Origin of the sequence: Pseudanabaena cinerea FACHB-1277, from assembly GCF_014696345.1 — a bacterium.
In the GTDB taxonomy this organism is placed as follows: Bacteria; Cyanobacteriota; Cyanobacteriia; order Pseudanabaenales; family Pseudanabaenaceae; genus Pseudanabaena; species Pseudanabaena cinerea.
In genome coordinates, this window is sequence record NZ_JACJPY010000055.1 from 1 (window position 1) to 15,239 (window position 15,239).

At 45.0% G+C, this 15,239-nt stretch carries 14 protein-coding genes, 1 tRNA gene and 1 pseudogene; 10 read left to right on the forward strand and 6 right to left on the reverse strand.

Going from position 1 to position 15,239, the window contains the following annotated elements; genetic code table 11:
* The 9 genes and pseudogenes from H6F44_RS23245 to rimO form a co-directional block, all read left to right on the forward strand.
* A pseudogene (locus tag H6F44_RS23245) lies at positions 1-168 on the forward strand (IS4 family transposase); the annotation flags it as partial.
* A 79-nt stretch (positions 169-247) separates the two neighbouring features.
* Positions 248-505 carry a hypothetical protein gene (locus H6F44_RS15345; RefSeq protein ID WP_190351906.1) on the forward strand — a complete coding sequence of 86 codons (258 nt, stop codon included), beginning with the start codon at positions 248-250 and terminating at the stop codon, positions 503-505.
* Position 506: 1 nt separating this feature from the next.
* Entirely contained in the window at positions 507-1,640 is a 1,134-nt protein-coding gene (locus H6F44_RS15350; protein ID WP_190351907.1) for a DUF4238 domain-containing protein, read from the forward strand.
* A 62-nt stretch (positions 1,641-1,702) separates the two neighbouring features.
* Entirely contained in the window at positions 1,703-1,864 is a 162-nt protein-coding gene (locus H6F44_RS15355) for a nucleotidyltransferase substrate binding protein (protein ID WP_190351908.1), read from the forward strand.
* 37 nt (positions 1,865-1,901) lie between these two features.
* Positions 1,902-2,237 carry a hypothetical protein gene (locus tag H6F44_RS15360; RefSeq protein ID WP_190351909.1) on the forward strand — a complete coding sequence of 112 codons (336 nt, stop codon included), beginning with the start codon at positions 1,902-1,904 and terminating at the stop codon, positions 2,235-2,237.
* A 36-nt stretch (positions 2,238-2,273) separates the two neighbouring features.
* Positions 2,274-2,516, forward strand: coding sequence for a hypothetical protein (locus tag H6F44_RS15365; RefSeq protein WP_190351910.1), 243 nt, complete (start codon positions 2,274-2,276; stop codon positions 2,514-2,516).
* Positions 2,513-2,920, forward strand: coding sequence for a putative toxin-antitoxin system toxin component, PIN family (locus tag H6F44_RS15370; protein WP_190351911.1), 408 nt, complete (start codon positions 2,513-2,515; stop codon positions 2,918-2,920). The genes H6F44_RS15365 and H6F44_RS15370 overlap by 4 nt, the downstream gene beginning before the upstream one ends.
* 81 nt (positions 2,921-3,001) lie before the next feature.
* Complete coding sequence (locus H6F44_RS15375) at positions 3,002-3,241, forward strand: nucleotidyltransferase family protein (protein ID WP_322096237.1); 240 nt, start codon at positions 3,002-3,004, stop codon at positions 3,239-3,241.
* A gap of 33 nt (positions 3,242-3,274) precedes the next feature.
* The gene (gene rimO, locus H6F44_RS15380) at positions 3,275-4,612 is read left to right on the forward strand and encodes a 30S ribosomal protein S12 methylthiotransferase RimO (RefSeq protein WP_190351912.1); all 1,338 of its coding nucleotides are present in this window, start codon (positions 3,275-3,277) and stop codon (positions 4,610-4,612) included.
* 91 nt (positions 4,613-4,703) lie between these two features.
* On the opposite strand, the gene H6F44_RS15385 is transcribed toward rimO, so the two are convergent.
* The 3 genes from H6F44_RS15385 to H6F44_RS15395 form a co-directional block, all read right to left on the reverse strand.
* Positions 4,704-5,825 (reverse strand): ABC transporter substrate-binding protein, encoded by a 1,122-nt coding sequence (locus tag H6F44_RS15385; protein ID WP_190351913.1) that lies wholly within the window; start codon positions 5,823-5,825, stop codon positions 4,704-4,706.
* A 63-nt stretch (positions 5,826-5,888) separates the two neighbouring features.
* Positions 5,889-7,418, reverse strand: coding sequence for a threonine ammonia-lyase, biosynthetic (ilvA, locus tag H6F44_RS15390; RefSeq protein WP_190351914.1), 1,530 nt, complete (start codon positions 7,416-7,418; stop codon positions 5,889-5,891).
* Positions 7,419-7,497: 79 nt separating this feature from the next.
* Complete coding sequence (locus tag H6F44_RS15395; RefSeq protein WP_190351915.1) at positions 7,498-8,118, reverse strand: cofactor assembly of complex C subunit B; 621 nt, start codon at positions 8,116-8,118, stop codon at positions 7,498-7,500.
* Between the two features lie 259 nt (positions 8,119-8,377).
* On the opposite strand from H6F44_RS15395, the gene clpB reads away from it, so the two are divergent.
* A complete protein-coding gene (clpB, locus tag H6F44_RS15400; protein WP_190351916.1) occupies positions 8,378-11,050 on the forward strand; it encodes an ATP-dependent chaperone ClpB in 2,673 nt (890 codons plus the stop codon).
* A gap of 81 nt (positions 11,051-11,131) precedes the next feature.
* On the opposite strand, the gene H6F44_RS15405 is transcribed toward clpB, so the two are convergent.
* From H6F44_RS15405 to mnmE, 3 genes are all read right to left on the reverse strand, one after another.
* A complete protein-coding gene (locus H6F44_RS15405; RefSeq protein WP_190351917.1) occupies positions 11,132-13,390 on the reverse strand; it encodes an ABC transporter substrate-binding protein in 2,259 nt (752 codons plus the stop codon).
* A gap of 95 nt (positions 13,391-13,485) precedes the next feature.
* Positions 13,486-13,558, reverse strand: a tRNA-His gene (locus tag H6F44_RS15410).
* Positions 13,559-13,706: 148 nt separating this feature from the next.
* Positions 13,707-15,104 carry a tRNA uridine-5-carboxymethylaminomethyl(34) synthesis GTPase MnmE gene (mnmE, locus tag H6F44_RS15415; RefSeq protein ID WP_190351918.1) on the reverse strand — a complete coding sequence of 466 codons (1,398 nt, stop codon included), beginning with the start codon at positions 15,102-15,104 and terminating at the stop codon, positions 13,707-13,709.
* Positions 15,105-15,239: the final 135 nt, after the last annotated feature.

A 15,239-nucleotide genomic window follows, 5' to 3' on the forward strand; every position in this document is an offset into this window, starting at 1 on the left:
ACGATCCAAATCTACACTTGCTTAATAGCGTATGTTTTATTAGAGCTAGTAGAGATACCAAAAGAGTTTGGCTGTAAGATGTTAGATAAACTGAGGTATTTACAAGCATTCATGAGTGAGAATATCAGTTATGTACATTGGTTTAGGAAGATAGTGATATTAAGCTGAAATCACGCTTTTTGCAGGAGTAGTGTGTCCACTTTTGGGATAACCTCATGTCTGATTCAACACTTCTGCGTATTTGCTTATGAATACTTTAGTTCCAACGCGACAACAGGTTATTGAGCTAATTGACAACTTGCCAGAGAGTACTTTCTCTGAGCTTGCCAGTTTTATTGGCTATCTTCGCTACAAGGCTGTTGAAACAAAAGCAGAGAAACCCCACAACAGTTTTTTACTATCAATTGCTGGTTTAGGTGCTTCCAATGAAAAAGATGTTTCAGATAGAGACGAAGAGATTTTAGCAAGTGAAGTTAATGCAATTCGTGGATGGAGTATTCATTAAAGTGTCTGATTCAAAGAAACAAGCTAATGAGAAAATGACAAGAAATCAACATTACGTTCCTCAATGTCTTCTCAAGCATTTTGGTTGGAAAGCAAATAAGGGAATATGGAAGATTAATGTTTTTGATGTTGCCAGATCTAAAGTTAGATATAATCAGGCAGTTAAAGAGGTTTTTTCTCAAAACTATTTTTATGATAAAGACAACTCAATTGAAAACTTTATAGATACAAAAATTGAATTTCCAGCTTCTATAATAATAGACAAAATTGTTAGTGGAAACTTTGAGATGGTAAACGAAGATCCACTGACTCTTCTTAGATTTATCTCGTCACTTTTATCTCGTACAGTTGAAGCTAGAGAAGAGTTACTTTCATTTTTTAATAGCCATATTGAATCAATAGTAAGACAATTACTAGGTTTAAATGGGTTTGATCCAGAAGAAGCAAGTAATGGACGTTTTGAGATTTATGATTTAAGTCAAGTGGCTTCCTTTAGCACAATTCAAGGAAGTGTAAATGCAATAATTTTTCGAGATTTAGACTTTCATTTTGTTGTAAACGAAACTGAACTGGAATTTTATATCTCTGATCATTCAGTCTTTACATATAACTGGCTTTATCGAAACTTAGAGCATCCAGCCATTACAAGTATAGCTGCAAGAGGTTTTCAAGCCTTTTTACCACTTTCTCCAACTCTGACACTCTGTTTGTATGATCCGAAAGTATATAAGTATGGACAAAAAAATTTAGTGACTTATATTTCTAATGTCATAGATATCAATATTTTAAATTCATTTCAAATGATGAATGTAAATTCAATTATAGGATTTCATGCCAGAGAAAATGAAAACAACTTAAGATATTTATATGATCAAAATAAGCATATTAGCATTCGTACATTTGAAAGTAAATTTGTAAATATAACTGAAAGTTTAAATAGTCAAAAAGAAGAATCAATTAAAAGTAGACATTTGGTTTTTGCTAAACAGACTAAGCTTAGACATATGCCATCTTTTGTAAAGATAAAAAGAAAATCTAATGTTTATGCCTCATCTTTTCAAGAAAGAGATCCTGAACTTGTTGAAAAAGTTCAAATGATTTTTAAGCAACAAATTAATAAAATGATAAAAATTTAAATTTTATTAAACTGCATCATATCTAAAATAAACTCTATATAAATTTAGTATCAAGAAAAACAATGGAAGAAGATATTCGATGGATACAACGATTTTCTGACTTTGAGAGAGCATTTCTTTTATTGCAGGACGCACTCAAAACAGAACAGCTTTCCATATTAGAAAGAGCAGGATTGATTCAATTTTTTGAGATGACCTTTGAACTCGCTTGGAATAATTGCTAATAAACTATCATATTCATTAGAAATCACTTACTAAACTATGCAAATCACCCTAGACATACCAGACGATATCGCCACCACTGTGCAGGATAACCTGCCGCAAATACTAGCGTTAGGACTGCGAGAAATGAACGCTAATCCCAATAATGGGTTTTCTGGATTAACAGAAATTTTACACTTTTTAGCCAAACTGCCATCCCCTCAAGAAGTCCTAAATTTACGCCTTGCACCAGATGCCCAGCAAGAAATTGATAATCTATTAGAAAAAAATCGTACACAAGGTTTTAACGAAAGAGATCGCCTCCTATGGCAGCATTATGAATTTATCGAACATTTAGTCCGTCTTGCCAAAACTCAAGCCCTGAGTAAGGTATAAAACATTTCTTAGAATTCAGGTTAGGAGAACGCAAAAATGCCAATGTTAACACTTAGTAACGAACAAGTTGTCGAACTGGTCAAACAACTGCCTCAAGAGCAAAAAACAGAGATTTTCAGATTTTTATTGATTTCGCAATGGCAACAATGGCAAGATTTATCTAATTATGGTGCTGATAAAGTCAGACTTGCGGCAAGGCAACGCGGTTATGACTGGGAAAAAATGACGGAAGACGAAAAGGAAAATTTTATCGATGCTGTTGTGCATGAAAAGCTGTGAAATATATTGTTGTTTTTGACACGAATATTTTACTTTCCGCACTTTTTTCGCAAACTGGCAGCCCATTTCGAGCCTTAGCCTTAGCCAAAATTGGACTGATAGAATCTGTTACTTGCCAAGAAATTATGGATGAGTTCGCAGAGAAACTATTGCTGAAATTTAAATTTTCCGAAGAAAAGCTCCAATCTGCTCTAGATGAAATTATTAGTTTTTCTCGTTTAGTTGAAATTTCTAGAACACTCAAAGCAGTTCCCAACGATCCCGATGATGATATGGTGATTGAATGTGCTGTTCTGGGTCAGGCAACCCATGTGATTACGGGAGACAGGCATCTTTTATCTCTTATCAACTATCAAAGTATTGCGATCGCAAAAGCTACTGATTTTGTGAATCTATTTAGCTAACCATCAACAATAGATATGAAATATGGATTAATTGAGCGGGATTTTGTTTATATCAACGAAGCGATTCGATAATTCCCTGAAATTACGGAAGTAATCTTGTTTGGTTCACGGGCAAAGGGCAATTATAAAACAGGGTCATATGTGGATTTGGCGATCAAGGGCGATCGCCTAACCTATGAAATTACCGCTCGATTTGCTGATTGTCTCAATGAAGAAAAGCCATTACCCTATTTTTTTGATGTGGTGTATTACGCAGCGATCGCCGAACCCAAGCTCAAAGAACAGATTGATCGCGTTGGCATGAGAATTTACATACAATAGTTTATATACACACTAAGTCGTTTCATAACTAACATGGTCAATTTGGTTCAACCTGTCAAACCCACGATCGCTTTCTCTCATTTGGGTTGTGAAAAGAACCGCGTCGATACAGAACATATGCTCGGACTGCTGGTGCAGGCTGGCTATCAGGTAGATAGCAATGAAGAATTAGCGGATTATGTGATTGTCAATACCTGTAGCTTCATTGAAGAGGCTCGCCGTGAGTCAGTCCGCGCCCTTGTGGAATTAGCGGAAATGGGCAAGCGCATTGTAATTGCTGGCTGCATGGCACAACATTTTCAGCAGGAGCTATTAGATGAAATTCCTGAAGCCGTGGCATTAGTCGGCACTGGTGACTATCACAAAATTGTAGAGGTGATCACCCGTGCTGAAACGGGGGAACGGGTGAATGCGGTCACAAATACGCCCACCTATATTGCCGATGAAACCGTGCCGCGCTATCGCACCACCAATGAGGCGGTTGCCTATGTGCGCGTGGCTGAGGGCTGTGACTATCGCTGTGCCTTTTGCATTATTCCCCACCTACGAGGCGATCAGCGATCGCGCTCCATTGAGTCCATCGTCACCGAATGCGATCGCCTAGCCAGTGAAGGGGTCAAGGAAATTATTTTAATCTCGCAAATTACCACCAATTACGGGCTGGATATTTATGGACAGCCGCGCCTTGCGGAACTGTTAACGGCTCTTGGTCAGGTGGATGTGCCTTGGATCAGGATGCACTATGCCTATCCCACGGGGCTAACCCCCAAGGTGATCAATGCCATGAAGTCCACGCCCAATGTGCTGCCCTATCTAGATCTGCCACTTCAGCATTCCCATCCTGATGTATTACGCGCCATGAACCGTCCTTGGCAAGGCAGGATCAATGACAAAATCATGGAGCAGATTAAGGCAGCGCTGCCGAATGCCGTAGCGCGGACAACTTTCATTGTTGGCTTTCCTGGGGAGACAGAGGCGCATTTTGAGCATTTGTTAGAATTTGTGCAGCGCCATGAGTTTGACCATGTGGGCGTTTTCACTTTTTCGGCAGAAGAGGGGACACCCGCCTTTGATCTGCCTGATCAGTTGCCTGAGGAGGTCAAGCAAGAACGCCGCGATCGCATTATGGCGGCACAACAGGAAATTTCCTATCGTAAAAATCAGCAAGAGGTGGGTAAGGTGGTCGATGTCTTAATCGAGCAGGAAAATCCTGCAACGGGAGAATTAATTGGGCGATCAGCAAGATTTGCCCCCGATGTGGATGGGGTAGTTTATTTACGCGATCCCCAAAATAAAGCCACCCTCGGCAAGCTTTTCCCTGTAAAAATTACGGCGGCTGACCATTACGATCTATTTGGCGAATTGGTATAAATCCTCTTAAATGCCCAGATCCCCGATTTTTTGTATGTCTAGCAGAACTGATCGATGATTGACAAGAAAAAGTCGGGAATCTTAACTGCATCTAGAGATTGCCCGATCGCATCTTTGACCATAACTCTTGATAGGTGGTGACAGCACTGGCAGACAATGGCGAAATCAGTTCACTTTTGGCAAATATTTCGGGAGCAAAAAACTTGATCTGGTCTGCCTTGACGCTGGCGGGGACTTGATCGAGGTTGCTAGAGGTGCTGACGGCATCGGTGAGGGCGGTCACTTGAGCGGCGATCGCGGGGCTAATGGTGAAATCCATCCATGCGGCGGCGATCGCCTGCTCATCGGCAGTGATCCCCTGTGGGATCACCCACATATCTGCCCATAGCGCCGTTCCCTCTTGGGGAATCACAATTTTGATTTCAGGATTTAGCCGCTTAGCCCTAAACATATCACTTGTCCAACCGACCGCCGCAATGGTATCGTCAGCCAAAAGGGATTGCAGATAAGCATCAGAGTTGTAAGTCAGGACTTGATCGTTTAAGCTTTTCAGCTCTTGGCTAAGGGAGGCGAAGTTAGAAGCTTGTTTTAAATCTTGCTGATAGGATTGCCCAATTTTCTTGAGGGTCAGCCCGATTACTTCACGGGCATCGTCTGGTAATGTAATTTTCCGCTTTAGTTCAGGTCGCCATAGATCCGCCCATTGCTTGATCTCAAACTTTAATTTGTCACTGCGATAGGCGATCGCTGTTGCACCCCAACGGTAAGGCAAGCCCCAAACCTGTAAGCCATTGCCAGAGTCACGGCTCACAAATTCGCGCCATTGGGTCGATAGGCTTTGCCATTGCGGGATTTTGGTTAGCAAATCAGGGGTAATGGGTTGGATCAAGGACTGGGCGATCGCTTGATCGAGCCAACCATCACTGAGGCTAACGATGGCGGGAATGTTAGCAATTTTGTCGCTTTTACCCTCTTTGACCACATCCCGAAAACTTTGCAACTCTTGCCATAGCTTTGATGGTAGTTGTTCGGCTTTAAATTCTACCTTGCGCTTAAAGCTTTGGGGAAACTGCTCAATTACCTTGGGTGGAATCGCCCCCAACAGTCCTAACACCTTAAGGCGATCGCGTTGATCAAAGGGATTTGCCCATTGGCATCCGCCCAAAGTGGCGATCGCCACTCCACCACCAATTAAAAATCTTCTTCTATCCATAGGTGCTAATCATACTCCATTCACACTTCAAAAATGCACATTAATCAATTCAAGTCAGTCACTCTATCCTAAAAACAATTTATAAGCAGGGTTCTGGCTTTCATCCCAATAGCGATAGCCGAGGGTATCGAGAAAGGCTTGCCATTCCTTCATTTCTAGCGGTGGCACTTGCACACCGACAACGATGCGCCCATAGTCTGCGCCATTATTGCGATAATGGAAGAGGCTGATATTCCAATTGGGACTCATGGAGCCGACAAACTTCATTAAGGCTCCTGGACGCTCAGGGAACTCAAAACGATAGAGCAGTTCATGATCGGCAAGGGGCGATCGCCCACCCACCATATGCCGCAAATGTAGTTTTGTGAGTTCATCATCGGTTAATTCGATCGCTGTAAAATTATTCTCGCCAAAGTTCTTAGATAGATTCGCCGCATCGGTGCGATTGAGAATTTGTACGCCGATGAAAATATGGGCGATCGCTTGATCGGCAATGCGATAGCTAAATTCCGTGAGATTGCGCTTGCCCAATAGTTCGCAAAACTTGCGTAAACTCCCTGCCTGTTCGGGAATTGTCACCGCAAAAATGGCTTCGCGATGTTCTCCTAGTTCCGCCCGTTCGGCAACAAAGCGCAACCGATCAAAGTTCATATTGGCTCCACAGGCGATCGCCACGAGGGTTTGCCCTGTAATACCTTCGCGATCTACATATGCCTTTGCGCCAGCGATCGCCAATGCTCCCGCAGGTTCCAAAATTGAGCGCGTATCTTCAAATACATCTTTGATCGCCGCGCAGGTGTCATCGGTATCCACCAAAATAATCTCATCCACATATTGCTGACAGAGGCGAAAGGTTTCTGCCCCCACCTCCCGCACCGCCACCCCATCGGCAAACAGCCCCACCTGCTCTAGGCGCACCCGATGCCCCGCTTGCAAAGATTGACGCATTCCATCGGAATCCACAGGCTCCACACCAATGATTTTAATCTCAGGACGCAGGCGTTTTACATAGGCAGCTACGCCTGAAATCAAACCACCACCACCGATCGCCACGAATATGGCATGGATCGGCTTCTGATATTGGCGCAAAATTTCCATGCCAATGGTTCCCTGTCCTGCAATCACATCGGGATCGTCAAAGGGATGGATAAAGGTTAGTCCTTTCTCTTTTTCCAATTGTCGTGCATGGGCATAGGCATCATCATAGGTGTCGCCATAGAGAACCACTTCACCACCGCGCATTTTTACCGCATTCACTTTCACCATAGGCGTAGTTACAGGCATGACAATAATTGCCTTGGTTCCCAACTGACTGGCGCTGAGGGCAACCCCTTGAGCATGATTGCCTGCGGATGCTGCGATCACTCCCTTTACCAAGAGATCGGGGGCAAGTTGTGCCATTTTGTTATAGGCTCCGCGCAATTTGAAAGAGAATACCGACTGCATATCTTCTCTTTTGAGCAGCAAAGTATTATCTAATCTTGCGGATAGGTTAGGGGCGATCTCTAGGGATGATTCTTGGGCAACGTCATAGACGCGAGCTTTGAGAATTCTTTCTAAGTAGTCAGAGGGAGGTGAATTATCAGATTGCACAGTGGATCAAGAATGAAGTTTAGAATCACAAACAAATATTTGCGATATTGGCGATCTTGATTCTACAGCAAATCTTAAACTAGGCGACTTTCTCAAGGCTGTGGGTCAATTTGTCAGCGATCGCCGCAACCCAATTTTCATCTTGTTTGGTGTAGCTGCGGGGAATATTTGCCCCTAAAACCATGATCCCCTTTGCGCCCAAAGGTTGCACAATTACCCCTTGGGTATTTTCGGGCAGATAATCAAACTCTAGCCGCCCAGGGTAAAGCTCTAGTTTCACTAGATAAACTGGCTTTTGGGTTTTGATCACCCGATCGCCGATCGCCCCTAAATGCACTTCAGGATTTTTGCCGAGGATGCCGCGCCGCAATATGGTTTGGCGATCATAATAGATGGCGATCGCTTTGGTGACAGTGTTGGTTAGCAATATATGGGAAGCCCAAGCAAGCTCAGTTTTAACGGCTTCGGGCAGATCATCGGCGATCGCCAAACCTGTTTCGCCAATTAAATCCACGGCTTCAGGGGGTTTGGGCTGAAATTGTTGCCAGAGCAAGCCGATCAAAATCAGCACAGCACTCAACAAAATGCCCAATGCGTCAGCCCGCGCTTGGCTGGGCGTGAGGTTTAACGTGACTAGACGATTGGCTAATATGCCAATGCCACCAATAAAGCCCACAACTAGGGGTAAATATCGCACCATGATTTAGGAAGACTAAAAAATATAATGGTAATAATGGGGAGAAATTCAAGGTTTAGATCCCCCCCAACCTCCCTTGTAAAGAGGGGAGAATTTTCTTCTTCCCCCTTTACAAGGGGGATTGAGGCGGATCTCTTAGGGCTTTTGACAGCACAAAATAATTCTTAAACGGGTTCTAAGGTTTAATCGTTTGTAACGATAATGTAAACTTATCTTAACTAACCTTAGCCACCAATCCTCAATTCTGCTGTAACCAAAGTCAATGCAACCAACCGATCCGAAAAAATTTACCGAAAAAGCATGGGAAGCGATCGTCAAGTCGCAGGAAGTCGCAAGGCGATCGCAACATCAGCAACTCGAAGTTGAACATTTGCTAATGGCGCTATTGGAGCAGGAAGAGGGGTTGACCACGACCATTTTTACAGCGCTGGCAGTGCCGATGGCAAGGGCGCGGCGACAGGTGGAGGAATTTTTGCGGCGACAGGCGAGGGTGGCAAGTCCAGAACAGTTATATCTGGGGCGCAATCTGGAAATATGGCTAGATCGGGCTGATGAGAGCCGCAAGGCTTTTGGGGACGAGTTCATGGCGATCGAGCATCTACTCATGGGTTTAGCCGATGACGATCGCCTCGGCAAGCGGCTCTATCGTGATTTGGCGATCGATCGTGCCAAACTAGAAGCCGCGATTAAGGCAGTGCGGGGCAGTCAGACGATTACCGATCAAAATCCTGAAGCCAAATATGCGGCACTGGAAAAGTATGGTCGGGATTTGACGCTGCAAGCCAAGGATGGCAAACTCGATCCTGTAATTGGGCGCGATGATGAAATTCGGCGGGTGGTGCAGGTATTGTCGCGGCGCACAAAAAATAATCCTGTGCTGATTGGCGAACCAGGGGTGGGCAAAACCGCGATCGCTGAGGGATTGGCACAGCGTATTATTCGCGGTGATGTGCCTGAATCCCTTAAGGATCGCACGATTATCAGTTTAGATATGGGTTCTTTGATTGCAGGGGCAAAGTATCGTGGTGAATTTGAGGATCGGCTGAAGGCAGTTTTAAAGGAAGTTCTCAATTCTGACGGCAAAATTGTGCTATTTATCGATGAGCTGCATACGGTGGTGGGGGCTGGTGCAACCCAACAGGGGGCGATGGATGCAGGAAATATTCTTAAACCAATGTTGGCTAGGGGCGAATTGCGCTGTATTGGCGCGACTACTTTGGATGAATATCGCCAGTATATTGAGAAAGATGCGGCTCTCGAAAGACGATTCCAACAGGTTCTAATCGAGCAACCAACGGTAGAAGATACGATTTCCATTTTGCGTGGATTGAAGGAAAGATATGAAGTGCATCATGGTGTCGATATTTCCGATTCGGCATTAGTGGCGGCGGCGACCCTTTCCAATCGCTATATCACCGATCGCTTTTTACCAGACAAGGCGATCGACCTAGTGGATGAGTCTGCCGCCAAATTAAAAATGGAAATGGATTCGCGCCCATTGGAACTAGATGAGATCGATCGCCGCCTCAGACAGTTGGAAATGGAAAGATTTTCTTTGCAAAAGGAAAAGGATTCGGCGCAAGTGGAACGGGTGGAGGCTGATGGTAAGGTGATTTATAAAACCAAAAGCATTAATGCTGTGCAGGATCGTCTTGATCGCATTGATCTAGAAATCAATCAACTCAATCAGAGATTTAGCAGCCTCAATGAGCGTTGGCAACAAGAGAAAGATACGATCGCTGACTGGCGATCGCTGAAGGAGCAGATCGATCAAACTAAGTTGCAAATTGAACAAGCGGAACGGGAATATTTCATCGATCAAGCGGCTAAGCTCAAGTATGGCAAACTGACGGAATTGGAAAAGAATTTAGATGCCGTTGAATTGGAAATTAGCCGTGCAAGAGCCGATGGCTCTCTCTTTCGGGAACAGGTGACAGAGGATGACATTGCCGAAATTGTGGCTCGCTGGACAGGCATTCCCCTCAATAAACTATTGCTATCGGAACGGCAAAAACTGCTGACCCTCGAAACCCATCTCCACGATCGCGTCATTGGACAGTCCGAAGCCGTCAGTTCCGTGGCTTCAGCGATCCGCCGCGCCCGTGCAGGTATGAACGATCCCAACCGTCCCATCGGTTCTTTTTTGTTTTTAGGTCCCACAGGCGTTGGCAAAACTGAATTAGCTCGCGCCCTTGCTGGCTTCCTATTTGATACCGACAGTTCCATGATTCGCATCGATATGTCGGAATATATGGAAAAACATTCCGTATCGCGGCTAATTGGTGCGCCCCCTGGTTATGTCGGCTATGAAGAAGGCGGTCAATTTTCCGAAGCCGTGCGCCGCCATCCTTATTCTGTGGTTCTCTTTGATGAAGTGGAAAAGGCGCATCCCGATGTATTTAATATTCTCTTGCAGGTGCTAGATGATGGCAGGATTACCGACAGCCAAGGGCGTTTGGTAGATTGCAAAAATACCGTAATCATCATGACTAGTAATATTGGCAGCGATCGCATTCTCGAGGTGTCTAAAGATTTGCCGACAGATATAGATGGCGATTCCAAATATGACGAAATGCGCGATCGGGTACTAGAAATCCTGCGGAAGCATTTCCGTCCTGAATTTCTCAATCGTATCGATGAAACGGTGATCTTCCATGCCCTGCGCCGCCATGAGATTCGCTCAATTGCTGAATTGCAAATTAAACGGATTGAGAATAGATTAAGCGATCGCAAGATCTCATTACAACTCAGTGAAGCCGCTAAAAATGTGATTGCTAATATTGGTTATGACCCTGCCTATGGTGCGCGTCCCCTCAAGCGAGCAATTCAAAGGGAAATCGAGAATCCCATCGCCAATAAAATCCTTGAAGGGACAATTATGGAAGGGCAAGTTATTCAGATTGATGTTGAGAATAACCAGCTAGTTTTTAATTAACTCATGAGTTATAGGATGGGGTAGATGTGTTTGTGGGCGAAGCCTGCTACCACATCACCCAATGCGTAAGTCCTAATTTATTTAAACTAGACGATCGCTATAGCTAATCGCAAAGGTTAAAACCGTAATCATCACAATCAATGGATAGACAATCCACGAAGCGATATTTAGATATCGAAAGGCACGTTTATGTCCATCTTTCTCTAGTTTTGTCCCGATCGCTGTCACCAAAATTGGCAATAGACACAAACAGAAGTAAACATAGAATATATATTCCATTGCAACGGTATAGCCAACTTCAGGAAGTTGGTTGTTAAAGGAGAGTAATAACACAATTCCTGATAGTAATGCTGAGGCAGGAGCCATCGTGCGCGGCACAAACATCGTGTAAGGAAAGAACAGGCAGCAATAGGTTAAAATCGACAGCAAAATCAGAGGTAAACCATTCTTAGACAGAAATACTAAGGTTTTACGCTGGAAGGTCATGCGAATGCTCAATCCTGGGTATTCAATTTGAGCATTGGACTGTATCAAATCAGGATCGCCTTGGGTGGAGGTGCTGCGTGAGGAATCTTGAAAATAGGTGATACTTTTAAAATTCCAGAGTTGCAGCCCTTGAAATGGCTTGCGCTCTTCGGCTTCAGGTCGGGGCAGTTTTAAGCCCACCTTGTCGATCGCATAGACTAGTCGCTCCGTTGATAAATTGGGATTATCAAAGCGTAAATTTAATCTTTGGGAATCAAAGGGATAATCACGAAAATCGAAGGCATTACGGAACTCGCCGCGCACCCGATAGAGGCGATAGTTTAAGCCATTGACCACCTGAGCCTTGATGGGGTTTTTGCCGTCAAATACAGGTGCAGTTGGATTGACGCTATTGCTGACGGCATCAGGAAATTGAATTGCGGTGGGTTCATCAGTACCGTTATAAAGGAACCAAACATAAAAATCGGCAGTAAAGGTGGATTTATCAATGCGATTGAGCCTATTAATATCCATACCTGCGTAAACCACGCGCTGCCGCCAAAAGTATTGATCGCCAGACTGGACTATGCTGCCTGATTGGATTTCTTGGGGCAGATTCAATCGCTCAGGATTAGCGATCGGCGTAAATTGTTGAGAAGCCGAAATCAGCTTTTGATTTTGGAATTGGGCAAGGCGCACGGGCTGATCACTATTGCGATCGCTATTGAAATATAACAACCCCGTTAACCCCCTGATCCCTACCTTGCGACTATTTAGTGCCGCCAAAGACTGGCGCACCTGTTCGCGATCGCTGGTCACATCTGCCCCTTGGGGGTTTGCTTTACGAATTGCATCCACGGCGGCGATCGCTACTTCATAAAACTTTGCGCCCAAGTATGAAGGAGTCTTGTTATAGGTCTTTTGATAGGCGGTCAAGAAGTCTTGAGCATCGGCTCCTGCACTGTCAAACAGGATCGGCAATGGCACATACATTCCATCGGTAAAGAAACCTGCATTTTTCTTTTCTTCATCGTACTTTTCAAAGCGCTTGGCAAAATTTTCTCGCCCCAAAGCTTGCTCACCCAAAATTGCATTTTTCACGCCCTTTTGTCGCAAAGCAACCAAAAAATCTTCGGCAACCTCTTCTTTAGATAAGGTCAAAAACAAAATCCCCGCTTCAGGCTCCGCCGCAATTTCATTCACAATTTGCTGTACCGAAGCTTTGCGATTGTTAGGGTCAGAATCGATCGCCCAAATTTTCTGAATCTTGCCATTACCATTGGCTTCAAAGGCAGACTTAATTACTTCTGACTGGGCTTGTTCATTTTTACTTGCTTTGTCATAGATTACACTGGCAGTCTTAAATTGCAATACCTGCTGGGCATAGAGAGATAGGGTCTTGGCAAGGGCTGGATTGGTATAAATTAGTCGAAAATAGTAGGGGCGATCGCTTGTAACTTTAGGATTATTGGCAGTTCCCGTAATCGCTGGTAATTTCTGTTCTTGGTAAATGTTCCCCGCCGCGATTGAAGCATCGGACGAGCGATGTCCTAAAACCACAATAGCTTTGCTTTTGGCGATGTCATTAGCAACTTGAGTTGCCCCAGCCGCATTGCCCTTGTCGTCATAAACATTTAATTTAAGCTGACGACCATTGATCCCCCCATCTCGATTAGTCGCATCAACATAGAGTTTGATGCTATCGACAATTTCTTGACCGCCACTAGCGCCATCACCGCTTAGGGGTGCTGAAACCGCAATCTCGATCGCCTTACCATCGCGGCTAGAGGCTTGCAAAGACAAGCTATGTAATCCTAAAACAACTAAGAGCATCGTCAGCGCGATCGCCCAAAACCTTATAACTGCTCTAACCATAAATTTACAGCCGCTTTTTTGTATTCTGTATAATAAACCCCAAACCAAAAAAGGACTGCCTTTTCAGCAATCCCTTCTTGTCAGTTCTATTTAAGGGCGAACGATGGGAATTGAACCCACGAGTGGAGGAACCACAAACCTCTGCCTTAACCACTTGGCTACGCTCGCCATTCATCGGAAATATATGTTATTACAAATTTATGTGTTTAGGCAAGTACTTTTTGGAAATTTTCTAAGGATTTTTAAAAATCCCGTGGGCGTTAGCTAGTAGCTATTGGCTGTGGATACCCATCGGACAGGGCAGCCGATGTTAGTTTCACTTACCAATACAAAATCTGCTAAATATTTGATCTAAAACAGACTCGGTTACTTCTTCACCTGTAATTTCACCGATCGCCGCGATCGCCGCCCGCAAATCGATCGTCCAAAAATCAAGGGGCAGTTGATCGGCAATGGCAATCTGCACATTAGCCAGCGCCTGCACCACCCGCAGCAAACAAGCCTTCTGCCGTTGATTGATCGCCACATCCAAATCCGCCGCCGCGATCGCCTCTTGGTGAATCACCTGCAAAATTTTCGCCTCCAAATCCTCAAGCCCCTGATTTAACGCCGCCGCCATCGGCACAATCGGCAACTGCCCCAATCCATAATTCATAATTCGTAATTCGTAATTCGTAATTCGTAATTCGTAATTCACCAAATCCATCTTATTTACCACCAAAATCACAGGGCGATCGCGCACCAGTTCAAAAATCTCCAAATCCCGTTCCGTCCAACCCACTAACCCATCGATTACCATCAACACCAAATCCGCAGACAGCGCCGCCTGCCGCGATCGCGCCACGCCAATTTGCTCCACAATATCTTCCGTTTCCCTAATCCCCGCCGTATCTAGCACCTGAATGGGAATGCCGCCCACCACCAACTGCGAATCAACCACATCGCGGGTTGTGCCTGGCAAATCCGTGACGATCGCCCGATCGCTACGACTCCAAGCATTCAACAAACTTGACTTACCCACATTTGGCCGCCCGACGATCGCCACCTTCAGCCCCATGCGTAATAACTCACCGCGATCGGCAGTTGCCAGAATTTTTTGGGATTCCGCCGCCACTGCCTCCAGTTCTGACTGCAACCAACCTAGATCAAGGGGCGGCAAGTCCTCCTCAAAGTCGATCCTAGCTTCGATTTCCGTCAAAATATGCAAACATTTACCACGCAAATATTTCAAAGACTGCGCCAGCTTGCCGCGCAAAGAGGCGATCGCTGCCTGTGCCGCCTGTGGTGACTTTGCGCCCACTAGATCGTGAATGCTTTCCGCCTGTGTGAGATCGATCCTGCCATGCAAAAAGGCACGCAGACTAAATTCCCCCGCCTCTGCCAACCTTGCCCCCTGCTCTAGACAAAGGTTTAGCACCTGCTGCACCGCCATGATGCCGCCATGACAATGCAACTCCACCACATCCTCGCGGGTAAATGATCGCGGCGCTTTCATGAGCAATAGCAAACATTCATCAATGAGGCAATCGGTTTTAGGATCGCGCACATAGCCGTAAAGCAGGCGATGGCTCTGCCATTTTTGGCGCTTGCTAGTTTTAAAGATGGTTTTAGCGATCGCCACGGCGCGATCGCCAGATAACCGTACAATACCGACACTGCCCTGTTGTGGGGAAATGGCGGTGGCAATGGCAGCGATCGTATCGGAGAGACTCATTGGGGATTGGGGATTGGGGATTTAAGTTTGTTAAACAACTCTGTTAAAATTGAATCAGTGTAAGATCATTTCTACTGCTCCGATGCTCTCGTGCTGGGGGGAATGCTGAGGAATGAGGTTAGATCTTTGCAAGAT

Coding starts and splice junctions, on each gene's coding strand:
- rimO (WP_190351912.1), top strand. CDS start 3,275: ATGGTCAATTTGGTTCAACCTGTCAAACCCACGATCGCTTTCTCTCAT.
- H6F44_RS15360 (WP_190351909.1), top strand. CDS start 1,902: ATGCAAATCACCCTAGACATACCAGACGATATCGCCACCACTGTGCAG.
- H6F44_RS15365 (WP_190351910.1), top strand. CDS start 2,274: ATGCCAATGTTAACACTTAGTAACGAACAAGTTGTCGAACTGGTCAAA.
- H6F44_RS15385 (WP_190351913.1), bottom strand. CDS start 5,825: ATGGATAGAAGAAGATTTTTAATTGGTGGTGGAGTGGCGATCGCCACT.
- H6F44_RS15405 (WP_190351917.1), bottom strand. CDS start 13,390: ATGGTTAGAGCAGTTATAAGGTTTTGGGCGATCGCGCTGACGATGCTC.
- H6F44_RS15355 (WP_190351908.1), top strand. CDS start 1,703: ATGGAAGAAGATATTCGATGGATACAACGATTTTCTGACTTTGAGAGA.
- mnmE (WP_190351918.1), bottom strand. CDS start 15,104: ATGAGTCTCTCCGATACGATCGCTGCCATTGCCACCGCCATTTCCCCA.
- H6F44_RS15345 (WP_190351906.1), top strand. CDS start 248: ATGAATACTTTAGTTCCAACGCGACAACAGGTTATTGAGCTAATTGAC.
- clpB (WP_190351916.1), top strand. CDS start 8,378: ATGCAACCAACCGATCCGAAAAAATTTACCGAAAAAGCATGGGAAGCG.
- H6F44_RS15395 (WP_190351915.1), bottom strand. CDS start 8,118: ATGGTGCGATATTTACCCCTAGTTGTGGGCTTTATTGGTGGCATTGGC.